The 15,977-nt window shown below is 68.5% G+C and carries 15 protein-coding genes; 10 read left to right on the top strand and 5 right to left on the bottom strand.

Features of this window, described 5'->3' with window-relative positions:
- The 3 genes from NS4_RS30120 to NS4_RS30110 form a co-directional block, all read left to right on the top strand.
- Positions 1-1,903 (top strand): ABC transporter ATP-binding protein (locus NS4_RS30120; RefSeq protein ID WP_157106328.1); only part of this gene is annotated, 1,903 nt, incomplete at its 5' end.
- Between the two features lie 122 nt (positions 1,904-2,025).
- A complete protein-coding gene (locus tag NS4_RS30115) occupies positions 2,026-5,844 on the top strand; it encodes a multifunctional oxoglutarate decarboxylase/oxoglutarate dehydrogenase thiamine pyrophosphate-binding subunit/dihydrolipoyllysine-residue succinyltransferase subunit (protein WP_174552164.1) in 3,819 nt (1,272 codons plus the stop codon).
- Between the two features lie 235 nt (positions 5,845-6,079).
- Complete coding sequence (locus NS4_RS30110; RefSeq protein ID WP_063062870.1) at positions 6,080-6,958, top strand: hypothetical protein; 879 nt, start codon at positions 6,080-6,082, stop codon at positions 6,956-6,958.
- A gap of 240 nt (positions 6,959-7,198) precedes the next feature.
- On the opposite strand, the gene sigJ is transcribed toward NS4_RS30110, so the two are convergent.
- Complete coding sequence (sigJ, locus tag NS4_RS30105; protein WP_063062869.1) at positions 7,199-8,095, bottom strand: RNA polymerase sigma factor SigJ; 897 nt, start codon at positions 8,093-8,095, stop codon at positions 7,199-7,201.
- A gap of 135 nt (positions 8,096-8,230) precedes the next feature.
- Between sigJ and NS4_RS30100 the strand changes: the two genes are divergently transcribed.
- Together NS4_RS30100 and NS4_RS30095 are read left to right on the top strand one after the other, a co-directional pair.
- Entirely contained in the window at positions 8,231-8,863 is a 633-nt protein-coding gene (locus NS4_RS30100) for an NADPH-dependent FMN reductase (protein WP_063062868.1), read from the top strand.
- Entirely contained in the window at positions 8,829-9,296 is a 468-nt protein-coding gene (locus tag NS4_RS30095) for a YybH family protein (protein ID WP_063062867.1), read from the top strand. The genes NS4_RS30100 and NS4_RS30095 overlap by 35 nt, the downstream gene beginning before the upstream one ends.
- Positions 9,297-9,427: 131 nt before the next feature.
- Here the strand turns inward: NS4_RS30095 and NS4_RS30090 are convergent, their stop codons facing one another.
- The 4 genes from NS4_RS30090 to NS4_RS30075 all read right to left on the bottom strand — a co-directional run bounded on the left by NS4_RS30090 (position 9,428) and on the right by NS4_RS30075 (position 12,881).
- Positions 9,428-10,399 (bottom strand): EamA family transporter, encoded by a 972-nt coding sequence (locus NS4_RS30090; protein WP_063062866.1) that lies wholly within the window; start codon positions 10,397-10,399, stop codon positions 9,428-9,430.
- Positions 10,400-10,502: 103 nt separating this feature from the next.
- Positions 10,503-11,210 carry a formylglycine-generating enzyme family protein gene (locus tag NS4_RS30085; protein WP_218020437.1) on the bottom strand — a complete coding sequence of 236 codons (708 nt, stop codon included), beginning with the start codon at positions 11,208-11,210 and terminating at the stop codon, positions 10,503-10,505.
- A gap of 160 nt (positions 11,211-11,370) precedes the next feature.
- Positions 11,371-12,030, bottom strand: coding sequence for a TetR/AcrR family transcriptional regulator (locus NS4_RS30080; protein ID WP_245665848.1), 660 nt, complete (start codon positions 12,028-12,030; stop codon positions 11,371-11,373).
- Between the two features lie 23 nt (positions 12,031-12,053).
- Complete coding sequence (locus NS4_RS30075; protein WP_063062863.1) at positions 12,054-12,881, bottom strand: helix-turn-helix transcriptional regulator; 828 nt, start codon at positions 12,879-12,881, stop codon at positions 12,054-12,056.
- 83 nt (positions 12,882-12,964) lie between these two features.
- Between NS4_RS30075 and NS4_RS33735 the strand changes: the two genes are divergently transcribed.
- The 5 genes from NS4_RS33735 (at position 12,965) to NS4_RS30055 (ending at position 15,669) form a co-directional block, all read left to right on the top strand.
- Positions 12,965-13,096, top strand: coding sequence for a hypothetical protein (locus tag NS4_RS33735; protein ID WP_281220070.1), 132 nt, complete (start codon positions 12,965-12,967; stop codon positions 13,094-13,096).
- A gap of 12 nt (positions 13,097-13,108) precedes the next feature.
- Positions 13,109-13,564 carry an SRPBCC family protein gene (locus NS4_RS30070; RefSeq protein ID WP_063062862.1) on the top strand — a complete coding sequence of 152 codons (456 nt, stop codon included), beginning with the start codon at positions 13,109-13,111 and terminating at the stop codon, positions 13,562-13,564.
- A gap of 112 nt (positions 13,565-13,676) precedes the next feature.
- Positions 13,677-14,678 carry a TIGR03617 family F420-dependent LLM class oxidoreductase gene (locus NS4_RS30065; RefSeq protein ID WP_063062871.1) on the top strand — a complete coding sequence of 334 codons (1,002 nt, stop codon included), beginning with the start codon at positions 13,677-13,679 and terminating at the stop codon, positions 14,676-14,678.
- Between the two features lie 97 nt (positions 14,679-14,775).
- A complete protein-coding gene (locus tag NS4_RS30060) occupies positions 14,776-15,114 on the top strand; it encodes a DUF1330 domain-containing protein (RefSeq protein WP_063062861.1) in 339 nt (112 codons plus the stop codon).
- Between the two features lie 39 nt (positions 15,115-15,153).
- The gene (locus NS4_RS30055) at positions 15,154-15,669 is read left to right on the top strand and encodes a P-loop nucleotide/nucleoside kinase family protein (protein WP_084487849.1); all 516 of its coding nucleotides are present in this window, start codon (positions 15,154-15,156) and stop codon (positions 15,667-15,669) included.
- Positions 15,670-15,977 lie beyond the last annotated feature (308 nt).

Here is a 15,977-nt window from a genome sequence, read left to right as displayed (position 1 = left end):
CCGCTTCGCCCCCGCGGCCGACCTCGGGGCGACCCCCGAACTGCGTCGTGCCATCGACGCGCTGCCCGCCGCCACCGAGCGGCCGGGGCTGGACGAGTCGCGGCTGCGGGAACCGGATCCGGGGTTCCGGCTGGCCCGGCTGCTGTGGCCGGTCCGGACACTCGTGCTGGCCTCGGTGGTTCTGCTGGCACTCGACGCCCTGATCGGAATCGGTTTCCCGCCACTGGTCCGCCATGCGATCGATGCCGGAGTCACCGGCTTCCAGCCCTCCGCCCTCACCTGGTCGGCCGTGCTCGGTACCGGGTTGGTGCTGGCGGGCTGGGTGGTGGCCGCCGCGACGACCCTCTACACCTCGCGCACCGGCGAACGGGTGCTGTACGGACTGCGCGTCCGCAGCTACGCCCATCTGCAGCGGCTCGGTCTGGACTACTACGAACGCGAACTGTCCGGCCGGATCATGACCCGGATGACCACCGATGTGGATGCCCTGTCCACCTTCCTGCAGACCGGCGTGTCCACCGCGCTGGTGAGCGTGCTGTCGCTGGCCGGTATCGCGGTCGCGCTGGTGGTGATCGATCTGCGGCTGGCCCTGGTGGTCCTGCTCGGGGTGCTTCCACCGCTCATCATCGCCACGGTGGTGTTCCGCAGGGTCGCCTCGGTGGCCTACACCGTCTCCCGGGAGCGGGTCTCCACGGTCAACGCAGACTTCCAGGAGAACATCGCGGGATTGCGGGCGGTACAGGCCAACCGCCATGAGCGACTCGCGGCGCACCGGTTCGCCGAATACTCCACGAAGTACCGGCGCAGCCGGATGCGGGCCCAGCGCGCCATCGCGTTGTACTTCGCGTTCGTGGCGGCGTGGACCGATCTGGCGCTGGCCCTGGTGGTGTTCACCGGCGCGCACGCGGTGGCCGCCGGCACCACCAGCACCGGCACCCTGGTCGCCTTCGTGCTGTATCTGGAGCTGCTGTTCGGCCCGGTCCAGCAGCTGTCGCAGGTCTTGGACGGCTACCAGCAGGCGCGCGTGGGCCTGCGGCGTATCGGCGATCTGCTGCGCACCCCGTCCTCCATCGGCGCCGATCCGCCGGGCGCCGATCCGATCGCCGAGGGCCTGCGGGGCGATCTGGCTCTCGATGCGGTGCGTTTCCGTTACCCGGGCACCGAGCGCTTCGCTCTCGACGACGTGGATCTCACGGTCGCGCCCGGTGAATCGCTGGCTCTGGTGGGGGCGACCGGCGCCGGGAAATCCACCATCGTCAAACTGCTCGCCCGCCTCTACGACCTCTCCGGCACCGATACCGGGGTCATCCGGGTGGACGGCGTCGATATCCGCGGCTACCGGCTGGACCGCTACCGCGCCCGGCTCGGGATGGTCCCGCAGGAAGCTCACCTGTTCACCGGCGATATCGCGAGCAACATCGCATTCGGGAAACCTCTCGCCACCGACGCGGAGATCGAAGCGGCCGCGCGCGCGGTCGGTGCGCTGGAGATGATCGCCGGCCTGCCCGGCGGATTCGGGCGGCCGGTGGGCGAACGCGGCCGCGGGCTCTCGGCGGGTCAGCGTCAGCTCATCGCGCTGGCCCGCGCCCAGCTGGTGGATCCCGATCTGTTGCTGCTCGACGAGGCGACCGCCACCCTCGACCCCGATACCGAGGAGAAGGTACTCGCCGCCACCGGGTCGCTGGCCCGTAACCGCACGACCGTGGTGGTCGCGCACCGTCTCGCCACGGCCGCGCGGGCCGATCGGATCGCCGTGGTGGAGCACGGCCGGATCGTGGAAGTGGGCACGCACGCAGAGCTCGTGGCGGCCGGTGGGCACTATGCCCGCCTGTGGACAGCGGCCGGAACCGGCGAAGGAATATTCTCGGTCGAGGACGAGTCGTCAACAATGAGGTCGGGATAGTCCGGTGGTCGGTGACCGAGTGGATATGCGCGGGGGCCTATCCTCGTCTTCAGGGCGTTCGGTAACCATCCACCGAGGCCCGGTGCCGGGCACGTCACAAACGTCGCAGCGCGAAGAACGAAATGAGGCGAACACCTGCTGTGAGCAGCTCAAAATCCCAGTTCGGTCAGAACCAGTGGCTGGTCGACGAGATGTATCAGAAGTTCAAACAGGATCCATCCTCGGTCGACGCCAGCTGGCACGAGTTCCTCGCCGACTACACCCCCGAGACCTCCGGTGATTCCGGTAACACCCAGACCGCTCCGGCACCGGCGGCTCAGAACTCGGCGGTGAAGCCCGCTCCCGCCGCCGTGCCCGCCGAAAATTCTTCGGTCCGGACCCGGGCCACCGCCCCGACCGCTCCGGCCACCACCTCAGCTCCGGCCGCCGCGTCGAAGCCCGCCCCGGCCGCCACCACCGCCGCGCGGACCACCGCGGCCGCCCAGCAGCGGGCCCCGCAGACGACCCCGGCCCCGGCGTCCAACGCCGCCGCCACCTCCGGTGCGCCCAAGTCCGCGCCGGCCGCGGACGAGAAGAAGGTGCTGCGCGGTGCCGCCGCCGCGGTCGCCAAGAACATGTCGGCGTCGCTGTCCATCCCGACCGCCACCAGCGTGCGGGCCGTGCCCGCCAAGCTGATGATCGACAACCGGCTGGTCATCAACAACCATCTCGCCCGCACCCGGGGCGGCAAGATCTCGTTCACCCATCTGCTCGGCTACGCGATCGTGCAGGCGGTGAAGGCGTTCCCGAACATGAACCGGCACTTCGCCGAGGTCGACGGTAAGCCGAACGCGGTCACCCCCGCGCACACCAACCTCGGTCTGGCCATCGATCTGCCGGGTAAGGATGGCAGCCGGTCCCTGGTCGTCGCCGCGATCAAGGGCTGTGAGGAGATGACCTTCGGTCAGTTCCACACCGCCTACGAGGACATCGTCCGCCGCGCGCGCGACGGCAAGCTGACCGCCGAGGACTTCAGCGGGGTCACCATCTCGCTGACCAACCCGGGCACCATCGGCACCGTGCACTCCGTACCCCGGCTGATGCAGGGTCAGGGTGCGATCATCGGCGCGGGCGCCATGGAGTACCCGGCGGAGTTCCAGGGGATGAGCGACGAGCGGATCGCCGAGATCGGCATCGGCAAGCTCATGACGCTGACCTCCACCTACGACCACCGCATCATCCAGGGCGCCGAATCCGGTGATTTCCTGCGCACCATCCACAACCTGCTGATCGCCGACGAGTTCTACGACGAGATCTTCCACGGGCTGGCGGTGCCCTACGAACCCGTTCGCTGGCGTAAGGACGTCAAGGAACGCGGTGTCGACAAGAGCACCCGCGTGCTGGAGTTGATCGCGGCCTACCGCAACCGCGGTCACCTGATGGCCGACACCGATCCGCTGCGCCTGGTCAAGGACAAGTTCCGTAGCCATCCCGACCTGGACGTCACCCAGCACGGGCTCACCCTGTGGGACCTCGACCGCTACTTCAATGTGGGCGGCTTCCACGGCGAAGAGCGGATGAAGCTGCGCGATGTGCTCTCGGTGCTGCGTGACTCCTACTGCCGCCACATCGGTGTGGAGTACACCCACATCCTGGAGACCGACCAGCTGGAGTGGATCCAGAACCGGGTCGAGCAGAAGCACGTCAAGCCGACCGTCGCCCAGCAGAAGTACATCCTGAACCGGCTCAACGCGGCCGAGGCGTTCGAGACCTTCCTGCAGACCAAGTACGTCGGTCAGAAGCGCTTCTCGCTGGAGGGCGCCGAAACCGTCATCCCGATGATGGACGCGGTGATCGACCAGTGCGCCGAGCATTCGCTCGACGAGGTCGTCATCGGTATGCCCCACCGCGGCCGCCTCAATGTGCTGGCCAATATCGTGGGCAAGCCGTACTCGAAGATCTTCACCGAGTTCGAGGGCAATATGAACCCGGCCGCCACCCACGGTTCGGGCGATGTGAAGTACCACCTCGGTGCGCGCGGCAACTACCTGCAGATGTTCGGTGACAACGAGATCGAGGTCTCGCTGACCGCCAACCCCTCCCACCTGGAAGCGGTCGATCCGGTACTGGAGGGTCTGGTCCGCGCCAAGCAGGATCTGCTGGACAAGGGCGACGGACCCGAGGGTTTCTCGGTCGTGCCGCTGATGCTGCACGGTGACGCCGCGTTCGCGGGTCAGGGCGTGGTGGCCGAGACGCTGAACCTGTCGGGTCTGCGCGGCTACCGCGTGGGCGGCACCATCCACATCGTGGTGAACAACCAGATCGGTTTCACCACGGCGCCGGAGAACAGCCGCTCCACCGAGTACTCCACCGATATCGCCAAGTTCATCGGCGCCCCGATCTTCCACGTCAACGGCGACGACCCGGAGGCCTGCGACTGGGTGGCCCGCCTGGCGGTCGATTTCCGGCAGAAGTTCCGCAAGGACGTGGTTATCGACCTGATCTGCTACCGCCGTCGCGGCCACAACGAGGGCGACGACCCATCGATGACCCAGCCGTACATGTACGACGTCATCGACACCAAGCGCAGCGTCCGCAAGAGCTACACCGAGAGCCTGATCGGCCGCGGTGATATCTCGCTGAAGGAAGCCGAAGACGCGCTGCGTGACTACCAGGGTCAGTTGGAACGGGTCTTCAACGAGGTCCGGGAGCTGGAGAAATATCCCCCGGGGCCGAGCGAATCGGTGGAGGACGACCAGCAGGTCCCGTCCACCGTGCTCACCGCGGTCGACAAATCGGTGCTGCAGCGGATCGGCGACGCGTTCCTGAACGTGCCCGACGGTTTCAGCGTGCACCCGCGTGTGCAGCCGGTGCTGGAGAAGCGCCGCGAAATGGCCTACGAGGGCAAGGTCGACTGGGCGTTCGCCGAGTTGCTCGCCTTCGGCACCCTGATCGACGAGGGCCGGGCGGTCCGCCTGACCGGTCAGGACTCCCGGCGCGGCACCTTCACCCAGCGGCATTCGGTGATCATCGACCGTAAGACCGCGGCCGAGTACACCCCGCTGCACAACATCAACAGCGCCAACCCGGGCTGGTTCGCGGTGCACGATTCGGCGCTGAGCGAATTCGCCGCCGTCGGCTTCGAGTACGGCTATTCACTGGGTAACCCGGACGCGCTGGTGCTGTGGGAGGCCCAGTTCGGTGATTTCGTCAACGGCGCCCAGTCGATCATCGACGAGTTCATCTCCTCCGGTGAGGCCAAATGGGGCCAGCTCTCGGAGGTCGTACTGCTGCTGCCGCACGGGCACGAGGGTCAGGGCCCGGACCACACCTCCGGCCGGATCGAGCGCTTCCTGCAGCTGTGCGCGGAGGGTTCGATGACAGTGGCGGTGCCGTCCACCCCGGCGAACTACTTCCACCTGCTGCGCCGGCATGTGCTGGACGGTATCCGCCGTCCGCTGATCGTCTTCACCCCGAAGTCGATGCTGCGCAACAAGGCCGTGGTCAGCGATCTCAAGGATTTCACCGAATCCAAGTTCCGCTCGGTGTTCGACGAGCCCACCTACGAACAGGGCATCGGCGACCGCGCCGCCGTCAAGCGCATCCTGCTGACCAGCGGCAAGCTGTACTACGAGCTGGCCGCCGCGAAGGCCAAGCGCAAGCGTGACGATGTCGCCATCGTCCGCGTCGAGCAGCTCTACCCGCTGCCCAAGTTCCGGTTGAACGAGGCCCTGGAGCGGTACACGAACGCTACCGAGATCGCCTGGGTCCAGGAGGAGCCGGCGAACCAGGGCGCGTGGCCGTTCTTCGGCCTGAACCTGCCGGAGCTGCTGCCGGAGCGGCTGGGCCGCCTGCGCCGTATCTCGCGGCGTGCCATGTCGGCCCCGTCCTCGGGTTCGAGCAAGGTGCACGCGGTGGAGCAGGCCGAGATCATCGAGGAGGCGTTCGCGCCCACCGAGTGAGTCTCGGCGCCTACTCGACGCCGGGCGCGCGTCCTTCCGCGGAAGGGCACGCGCCCGGCGTCTGTCGTTTCCCGGGGTGATGCGGCTTTCCGGTGGCAGTCTCCGAATCCCGGATGGCGGATACCGCGTGTGGGGCCGACCCCGAGGCGCGGTATTTCCACCTACGAACAGCGCGGCCGCCGGCAGCGGTGATGGATACTGAAACCGGATTCGGTGCGGTGGAGAGTATTCGGGTATGGCAGGCGAGATCGAACTGTGGCAGAGGGCCGGGCGTCTCATCGTAGAGCGGACCGCCGAAGCTCTCAGCGCGGCGGCCGGTGGGTACGCCCGCACCGCATCGGCCGGTGCGGACGGACTGCGCCGTGCCTCCGGTATCACCGATACCGACGGCGATGCCGGCCGGGTACTCGAGGGGACCATCATCGAACCCACGGGGATGTACGGCACGGACCTGTACGGGAAGCGCATCGCCATCGATCCGGACAAGGTCGTCGTACAGCCACTGCACGCTTATCACGGCGAGGTCTCCGGACTGCGGATACCGGCGACCCCCGACGACAGCCGATCCGCGCATCAATGGTCGGCCGGCGCCTGGACGCTCGGTGACCACACGAAGTTCGTCCAGGTATTGCCCCGCGCCGATGCCCAACGACCGCTCTCGAGCGTATCAGCGGAGGAGCAGGGGGGCCTGAACCCGTTCTACATTGTCGGAAAGTTCGATGGCCACGAGGCGGGGGCCATGTTGCGCGACAGCGACACGGGTGTGGAACCGGTGCGTCTGGGGGCACCGGAGGTCGGCCACCTGGTCGCCCACAACGCGGAGTACCAGGAGCTCATGGGGGACGCGATCGGGTCTCAACGTCCGGTGGTGCTGGTCAACCAGGGATCCGGCGTAACGGATCCGAGGTTCGTCTCGACATTCGCGGGAATCCTGCACAGTCAGACCGAACTGATCGGCCCGGTGCGAGGAGTCGTCCACCCCATCACCAAGGTCGAGCCGGATTGGCTCATCCCGGCTGCGCAGCTGGAGGCTCGCCTCGCAGTGGACCCGAGCTCGCAGGTGAGGTCGGAGTACCTCGAAGTCAGACATCCGCGCACCACCCGCGCACCCTGATCGGCGATCACGGAGCACCGCACCGAGGCTCGTGTCGCCTATGGCCGTCACCCGGGCACGACGCGGGACGCGTGCGCCGACACCGAACACTTCTGCGGCCACTCAGCGGTCCGTGCGCCGACAAGTTCGAATCTACGCCGGCGGGGCGCTGTGATACGCCGCCCCAGGGCGCCCGTTGGGGTGGCCCCTTTGCCGCCGGGCGTCTACGGCACCCGGCCACAGCTTCCGGCGCTGTGCCGCTCAGCTTTCCGCGGCCGTCCAGGGCCGCAGTTTCTCCGGGTTCCGGATCGCCCAGATACGGGTGATCAGGCCGTCGGCGATATCGAAGGCGTACACCGAGACGACGGTGCCGTCGAGCTGCGCCACCAGTCCGGGTTGGCCGTTCACCGTGCGCTCCAGCAGGGTGAACGCGGGGCTGCGGGCGGCGATCTCCATCCAGGTGCGGGCGATCTGCTCGCCGCCGTGGATCGGCTCGAGGAAGGCCAATGCCAGGCCGCCGCCGTCGGCGCTCGCCCGCGCCCGCGGATCGAGGAGCCCGATCAGGGCCTCGATATCCCCCGCCTGCCAGGCGCGTTTGAAATCCCGGACCACTTCGGCGCGTTCGGCACTCGACGGCCCTCGCGAGGTATCGATACGGCGACGGGCGCTGGAGGCGAGCTGACGGCACGCGGCGGGAGTGCGCCCGACGATATCGGCGACCTCGGCGAAGGAGTAACGGAAGACATCGTGCAGCACGAACGCCACCCGTTCGGCCGGTGTCATGGAATCCAGCACGACGAGAAAGGCCATACTGATCGACTCGTCGAGAGTCACCCGGTCGGCGGGGTCGGCGGGCGCGGGACCATCGAGCCATTCGGACCCGGCGGGTATCGGTTCCGGAATCCAGTCGCCGACATAGCGTTCCCGCCTGCTGCGCGCCGAGCCGAGCAGGTCCAGGCAGATCCGGCCCGCGACCGTGGTCAACCACGCGCCGGGCACCGCCACCTCCTGCCGCTGCCGCTCCGACAGTGCGTACCAGCGCACGTAGGTCTCCTGCACCACATCCTCGGCCTCGGCCAGCGAGCCGAGCAGCCGGTAGGCGATATTGATCAGCTGACGGCGTTCACTGATCACCGCGGGCAGGTGCGGGTCGGTCATGGTCGGCTCCTTCGATCTGCGCATCTCCTATCGAACCCGACGAATCAGCGACCCGATCTGTGAGGCGGCCTGACATTGCGCGGCGCTGTCTCGTCGGAAGGTCATGACACTTCCGACACAGCAGGAGTTCTGGCCATGATCAGAATCGGCATCATCCTCGGCAGTACCCGGCCCAACCGCAACGGCCCGCAGGTCGCCCGGTGGGTTCTGGACACGGCAGCACAGCGCGGCGACGCCGAGTTCGAACTGATCGATCTGCGCGACCACCCACTACCGCATCTGGATGAGCCTGTGGCGCCGATGTTCGGCCCGTCGGTCCACGCGCATACCCGCGCCTGGGCCGAACGGATCGCGCCGTTCGACGGTTTCGTGGTGGTGACTCCGGAGTACAACGGCGGCCCTCCCGGAGTGCTGAAGAACGCCATCGACCACCTGTGCGCGGAGTGGGCCGACAAGGCGATCGGATTCGTCTCCTACGGAGCGGGCGGCGGAGCCCGCGCGGTGGTGCAACTCCGGACGGTCTGCAGCACGCTGGGCTTGGCCGATGTGAGCCATCAGGTCGTGATCTCGCTGCACACCGATTTCGAGAACTACACCACTTTCACACCGCGCGACCACCACGCCGCCGCCCTGGGCACGTTGCTGAATCAGGTTCTCGCCTGGAGCACCGCCCTGGCGCCGCTACGCCGACCCGCCATCGATACCTCGACCATCGACTCGGAAGGAACCGATCATGACGACACCGCACGACTCTCGGTCACACGCTGACTGCATCGAGGCCGACGACGCCGCGATCCGCCGGCAGCTCGACAAGGTGATCGACGGACTCCGGGCCGGAGATCTCGAGGCGCTGCGACCGCTGTACACCCCTGACGTCGTGTCCTTCGATGTCGAGCCGCCACTGCAGCACGTGGGCACCGCGGCGAAGTTGGCCAATTGGGCGAAGGTGTTCCAGCTCCTCGACAACGTGACCTACGAGATTCGCGACCCGGCCTTCACCATCGGCGACGATGTCGCGTTCGGGCACGCCTTCGCCCGTCTCGGCGGCACCTCGAAGACCGGGGTGGCGATGAGCGGTATGTGGGTGCGGGTCACGTTCGGCCTGCGGAAGGTCGGCGGCACCTGGTTGATCGCACACGACCAGGTGTCGGTGCCGCTCGATATCTCCAGCGGCAGGGGCGTGGTGGACCTCGAACCCTGAGGGATCGCCGGGCAGCGTTGCCGAGAACCTGTCCGGTCCCACAAACCCGGCGGCTGCCGGGTTTGTGGGACCGGCCGGTCACCTGCCCAGTTGTGGGGCCGGAAGAAGCTGTGTGTTCGTGAGAACCTGTCTCACGGCCGGCGCACGCTGCGCCGGCCCGGAACTCCCGGGACCGTACCGGGCCCGGCCAGTTGCACCAGTATCGCGCCGGTGAGCACGATCGCCGCCCCGGCCAGCTGCGCGGGCCCGAGGGTTTGGCCCAGCAGCAGCCACGCCAGCACCGCGGCGACCACTGGTTCCAGCAGGGCCAGCACACCGGCCAGGGCCACGGGAAGGTCGCGCAGCGCTCGCAGCCCCGCCAGGTAGGGCAGCACGGTACCGACCACGGCCAGCGCGAGAAGCACCAGCCACACCGGGACCCGCAGACCGCCCAGTACCGCGAAGGCGTCGATCGAATCCGACGGCAGCGTCCACGGCGGGGTGATCACCGCCACCGGTACCGCGCCGATCACGAGCCCGGCCGCGGTCAGCCCGGCCGGGTCGTGCCGTCGCGCACCGTGCTCACCGAGCAGGAAGTACCCGGCCGAGCAGAGCGCTGCGCACAACCCGGCGGCCACACCGAGCAGGTCCAGCCCGGTGTCCTGCCAGACCCGGGCGACCAGCACCGATCCCGCCGAGGCCAGCGCGATCCCCGCCCACACCAGCCGGGGAAGCGGGGTGCCGCGCACTACCCGGACCCAGAGCGCGACCAGCGCCGGAGCCACAGTGACCAATGACATCGCCACGCCCACCGGAATCCGGGCCACCGCCACGAAGAACAGCAACTGCACTCCGCCGACACCGAGCAGCCCGTAGCCGAGCAGCAACCAGAGGTCGGCGCGATCGAATCGCAACGCCTCCGGCCGCAGCACCGCGACCACGGGCACCAGCAGTGCCGCGGCCGACGCGAGCCGCACCGAGGTCACCGCCGCCGGTGACCAGCCCGCCGCCATCACCGCCGCGGCCAGCGGACCCGAACTCGCGAACAACACCCACGAGAGCGAACTCAGCGCGGTCGCCCGGGCCCGGCCCGGCACCGGCGCCGCCTTATCCGTCACGGCCACGCCGACAGTGTGCCGGAGCGGTCACCGCCCCGACGACAGGATTTCGGCTGTATGCACTCGAGAACGGACTCGGCGAAAGGCCCCCGAACGCACCGGGAGCCGGTCAGGCTCGCAGATCCCGAGCCGGTGCGGCTGCGGAAACACAGTTCGTTGCGGCGGGACGGGCCGAGCAGCCCGGCAGCGCGACACGGAACCCGATATCGTCGAGCCGGACCGTGGGGTGGCTGCGCCGGCGGACCGAGGCGCGGCAGCTCCAGTGTTGGTCGAACCATCCGCCGCCGCGAAGCACCCGGTAGCTGCCGTAGACGTCCGGATCGTAGAGGTCCCAGCACCATTCCCAGATCGTGCCGAGCATGTCGTAGAGGCCCCAGGCGTTGGGCCGCCGGGTCCCCACCTCGGGCAGTCGGTCCTCGGAATTCCCGCGGTACCGGGCGATATCGTCGAGTCGGCCGTAACGCGGACCGGTGGTTCCCGCGCGGCACGCGTGTTCCCACTCCGCCTCGGTCGGCAGCCGATATCCGTCGGCCGACGGGACCCCGGTGACCTCGCCGTCGGCACCCAGGCGGTATCCCGGTGTCAGGCCGTCACGTTCGGACAGGGCATTGCAGAACAGAACTGCCTCGTTCCAGGAGATGCTGTCGGCGGGCAGCCGATCTCCCGGGCTCCGGCCCGGCCGGTGGCCGGCGACCTGCGCGTACTGCGCTTGTGTGACCGGATAGACCCCCAGCCGGTACGGACCGACTTCCACCGTCCAACTACGTTGTGTCCGCCGATCCGACAACTTCACCTGCCCCGGCGGGATATCGACCAGTTCGATCCCTCCCACGTGCGCATTCACCCGATCGAACCTACCTGTACGAGAGCAGCGGGGCCGCGGGCACCGCGGCGGGCGACGCGCTGGGGCCCGTGATGCGCCCGAGAGCTGCCGGCACTGCGGGACGCCCGGCGGTGCGGCGAAGGGACCGGGAGCTCTACGGGTCCGGCCGGGATGGCGGGCGGGAATGTCCGTGGGGAGCGTCGGCGTCGTCCCGAGACGCAGTGGGGATGCCGTGTTTCATCAGCGGCACGATGGTCGTGCGGACGAACGCACGGGCCTGGTCGGGATCGGTGAAATCGGTGCCGCCGCTGTTGCCCGGGGTCAGCATCAGCGAATGGGCGAGGCGGGCGACCAGTTCGGCGACCGGGCGCGGGTCGTAACGGTCGATCAGGCCGGCGTTCTGGGCGTGGGTGAGCATGCCGGATATGTAGTCGATACCGAGACCGACCAGGTGCTCACCCTGCACTGTGTAGAAACTGAGTGCTTCGTCCGGCGCGACCCGCAACAGGTGGGTGACCAAGCGGTGGATACGGGTCTGCAGCAGGACGTGCAGCGTGGTTTCCTCGATCTGGGCGTCCACGCCGTCGGCGGCGTCGGCGATCGCGGTGACCTCGGCCAGCATCCGGCGGGTTTCGCGTTCGATCACCGCTTCGACGAGGTTGTCCTTGCCCGCGAATCTGCGGTGAATGGTGATCCGGTTGATCCCGGCGCGGCGCGCGATATCTTCCAGGCTGGAGCGGCGGATCCCGAGTTGCAGGATCCGGTCGAGCGCGGCGTCCATGATCTTTTCGTCGACCTCGTCGTAGCCCGTCACGTAACGAGGATACGAATATCGTTTCATAGCGTGAACGGCGCCGGAGGATCGACTCGGTGGCAGGTGTCGCGCCCGGTGGCCGGCGCCGTGAGGAGCCGGCGCAGTACCACCGGGGTGTAGCCGAGATGCTCGCGGACAGTGCGGGTCAGATGGGCCTGGTCGGCGAAACCGAGGTGCGCGGCGATATCGGCGAGTCCGGTGTCGCCATCGGTGAGCCGGTCCAGGGCCCGGCCGACGCGTACGCGGTTGCGGTAACGGGTCAGCGACGTTCCCATGTGCCGGGAGAATGTCCGGCTCAGCCGGTACGGCGAGACACGTAGCAGGGCGGCCAGCGCCGGCAACCGGTCCGACTCCGGTGCGCCGTCGAGAATTGCCGCGCGCGCCGCGGCGACCAGCGCCCGGTCGGCCGGCCGCGGCCTGGGACTCGGCTGTCCGGCGGCGAGCGCGACGAGCCGTAACAGTTCCTCGGCCAGCGCGTAATCGATATCGCCGGCCCCGGCGGCGCCCAGCAGCCGCCGATGTGCGAGCTCGATACGGGCGTCGACGTACACCGTTCCCGCGGGCACCGGTCTTTCCCAGAGCTCGGGCGCGAGGGTTACCGCGGTGCAGATGTCACCTCCGGCGGGATGGGCGAACCGCTCCTCCTCACCCGGCGCGCCCAGGTAGCCCACCGTCGGATCCAGATCGGTGGGGCCCCCGCCGGATTGCCGCCGGAACCGGCCGCGACGCACGAGCACCAGGCGATGGTCGTCGCGTGCCTCCGGCTCCGACCAGCGGGCGTGGTCGGAGCGGCAGGTCACCGCGGTCACGGCGAACTCGGGCCGGGCGGCGAGGGGCACAGCGGACAGCACCCGCGGACCGTACGCCGGGGCTCCGACAAGTAACGCCGCGCAAAGATCTTCAAGACCCGGGGGCGGTCCGGAATGAATGCTGAGTGCTTACGCAACCGCAGCAGGGAGACACCGATATGGCCGTCCACGCGGAACTCGCCGCAATCGTCATCGACTGCGCTTCGCCAGCGCTCGCCGATCCCGAGGGACATCTGTTCTGCCTCGCCGCGGCCTGATCAGGAGGACCAATGGCATCCATTCACAAAGAATTCGTCGTCGACGCCACGCCCGACCAGGTGTGGGACGTACTCAGTGATTTCGGCGCGGTGCGCGAGCGCCTCGCCCCCGGTTTCGTCACCGGCACCCGATTGGACGCAGATACCCGGACCGTCACCTTCGCCGACGGCACCATAGTCGCCGAACGGCTCGTCGATCTCGATCCGGTGCGCAGACGAGTCGCCTACACCGTCGTCGGCGGCAGCCTGCACCCGTCCCATCATCACGCCTCCATGCAGGCGCTACCGGACACGGGTGGCGGGACACTGTTCGTATGGCACACCGATGTTCTGCCGGACGATCTCGCCGCGCCGATATCGGAATTCGTCGAGCATGGCTCGGCGGTGATACGCCGGGCGCTGGAGGGGCCGGCTGCGCGTGGAGCAGGCGGATTCGCGGCCGGAGGTGCCGACCGGCCAGGAGGATGACGGCGAATCGAGGTGGACAGGCGCAGGACCTGTCCACCTCGGCCGCTCTCGTTCGTCCGCTGTACCGGGCCGGCCCCTGTTCGAGATCGCCCGGGTGTACTTGGATGAACTGATGCTGCTCGATCTCCAGTTGGACGCCCGCCCGGACCGCAGCGCCGAACGCGCCCGGACCCTCGTCGACGCCGGTGCGGCGGGGCTGTTCACTTTCGAAGGCCCGCACGACGTCATGCTCCCTTTGGCCGCCGTGGCCGGCCGGGTGGATGCCGATCTGATGACCAATGTCGCGATCGCCATGCCACGCAGTCCGATGCACCTCGCGCATGCCGCATGGGACCTGCAGCTCATGTCGAAGGGCCGTTTCCGGCTCGGACTCGGTTCGCAGATCCGTCCCCATATCGAGAAGCGCTACGGCGCCACCTGGTCCGCCCCGGCGGCACGGATGCGCGAGATCGTGCTGGCGGTGCGCACGATCCTGCACGCCTGGCAGGACGGCACACCGTTGGATTTCCGCGGCGAGCACACCCGGCATACGCTCATGCCGAGCACCTTCGTCCCCGGGCCCAACCCGTACGGCCCTCCACCGGTACTGCTCGGTGCGCTCGGCCCGTTGATGACCCGGACCGCCGCGGAGGTCGCGGACGGACTGCTGGTGATGCCCTTCCACAGTCATCGCCATTTCCGGGAGCGGACGCTGCCCGCCGTGGCGGAGGGTATGAAGCAGGCGGGCCGCACCGAATTCCCGATCTATCCGCAGGTGATCGTGGCGATGGGCAGGTCGGCCGACGAACTCGCGGCGGCCTCGACCGGGGTACGCGGCCTGCTGGCCTTCTACAGTTCGACCCCGGCGTACCGGCCGGTGCTCGAGGTCGAAGGCTGGGAACAGCTGCAACCGGAACTCAACGCCCTCTCCAAAACCGGCAACATCATGACCATGTTCGACCGTATCTCCGACGATATGGTCGGCACCCTCGCCGTCCGCGGTACCCCGCAGGACTGCGCCGCCGAGATCCTGCGGCGCTTCGGTGATTTCGCCGACCGGGTGTGCTGCTACTTCCCCGGATACGACCCGCCCGCCGAGCAGATCGCCGCGCTCGCCGCCGCGCTGCGCCGATAACCCCGCAGGTAGCCGATCTGTTTACCTCTGAGGTAATCGCGCGACGGTCGCCACGTCGTCATGCTCGGTACACCGCACCGATCGAGAGGACGACATCATGCCCGCCTACGCCATCGCCCATCTGCGAGCAGCCGATCCGCATCCCGAAATCGCCGAATACATAGAGCGCATTCCCGCGACCTTCGAACCGTTCGGCGGCCGGTTCCTCGTCCATGCCACCCAGCACGAGGTGAAGGAAGGCCGCTGGCCCGGATCCGTCGTGATGATCGGCTTCCCCGGGATAGCGCAGGCCCGGGCCTGGTGGGATTCCGCGGCCTATCAGGAGATCGCGCCGCTGCGGTCACGGCATATCGACGGCGACATCATCCTGGTCGACGGCGTCGCCGCCGACTACGACCCGGCCGCCACCGCCGCGGCCATGCGGAACGCCCTCTAGCACGCATCTGCTGCGCGTGCGCCACCTAGGATCGGTCGTATGGCAGCCGGGTCTACTCCTCTGGTGGTGTTCGCCGGTCTCCCGGGATGCGGAAAGACCACCCTGGCCCGTGCTCTCGCGGACGAGCTCGGGGCGACGTTCCTGCGTATAGACACCTTCGAGGCGGCGATCGTATCGACCTTGGCGCCGTTCGAGAACAATCCCGTCGGTTACGTGGCGGCGGCCTGGGTGGCCGAGGACCAGCTACTGGGCGGGCGGCCGGTGGTCGTCGACGCGTGCAACAACCTTCGGGAGGCCAGAACGATGTGGACCGAGCTGGCCCTCGCAGCGAAGGTCTCGCTGCATTGGGTGGAGGTGATCTGCTCGGACGCAGTCGAACATCGCCGCCGGGTGGAGTCCCGCGAACCCGATCGGCCGGGCCAGGGCAATCCGACCTGGGCCCAGGTGCGGGCCCGCCGCTGGGAGCCGTTCACCGAGTCTCGAACCCTGATCGACAACATGGGAAGCGTCGCAGCGCATGTGGCCACGATCCGCGCGGCGCTCCACACGGGCTGATCGCACACACCTCGTCGCCGGTGTGCGCCCGGCGTGCGGCGGTTCCGCACCCGGTTGCCGGGCTGTCCCTGCTGTCGCGCACCCGTGGATGGGAGGCTCGGATGCGCGACAGACCCGCTCGAGACTCAGCGCAGCCGCGCACCGAGGCGCCGGCACGCGGCTGCGCCGAAACACTCACCCGGTGATCTCGTCGATCGACGGGGCTTCGTCCCGGGACAGTGTGATTCCGAGATTCGTGGCCCTGCGCTCGAGTTCGTCGTCGTCCCCGTGGCCCAGATCGATGGCGGCGCCATCGGCCGACAGCACTT

This window comes from Nocardia sienata NBRC 100364, assembly GCF_001613205.1.
Lineage (GTDB): Bacteria > Actinomycetota > Actinomycetes > Mycobacteriales > Mycobacteriaceae > Nocardia > Nocardia sienata.
The sequence above is the reverse complement of the archived record's forward strand: the minus strand, read 5'-3'. Positions and strand labels throughout refer to the sequence as shown.

Excerpts from the sequence above, each read along its gene's own strand:
- NS4_RS30100 (WP_063062868.1), top strand. The coding sequence starts at position 8,231 with ATGATCAGAATCGGCATCATCCTCGGCAGTACCCGGCCCAACCGCAAC.
- sigJ (WP_063062869.1), bottom strand. The coding sequence starts at position 8,095 with ATGACCGACCCGCACCTGCCCGCGGTGATCAGTGAACGCCGTCAGCTG.
- NS4_RS30110 (WP_063062870.1), top strand. The coding sequence starts at position 6,080 with ATGGCAGGCGAGATCGAACTGTGGCAGAGGGCCGGGCGTCTCATCGTA.
- NS4_RS30070 (WP_063062862.1), top strand. The coding sequence starts at position 13,109 with ATGGCATCCATTCACAAAGAATTCGTCGTCGACGCCACGCCCGACCAG.
- NS4_RS30065 (WP_063062871.1), top strand. The coding sequence starts at position 13,677 with ATGCTGCTCGATCTCCAGTTGGACGCCCGCCCGGACCGCAGCGCCGAA.
- NS4_RS30115 (WP_174552164.1), top strand. The coding sequence starts at position 2,026 with ATGAGGCGAACACCTGCTGTGAGCAGCTCAAAATCCCAGTTCGGTCAG.
- NS4_RS30060 (WP_063062861.1), top strand. The coding sequence starts at position 14,776 with ATGCCCGCCTACGCCATCGCCCATCTGCGAGCAGCCGATCCGCATCCC.
- NS4_RS30055 (WP_084487849.1), top strand. The coding sequence starts at position 15,154 with ATGGCAGCCGGGTCTACTCCTCTGGTGGTGTTCGCCGGTCTCCCGGGA.
- NS4_RS30095 (WP_063062867.1), top strand. The coding sequence starts at position 8,829 with ATGACGACACCGCACGACTCTCGGTCACACGCTGACTGCATCGAGGCC.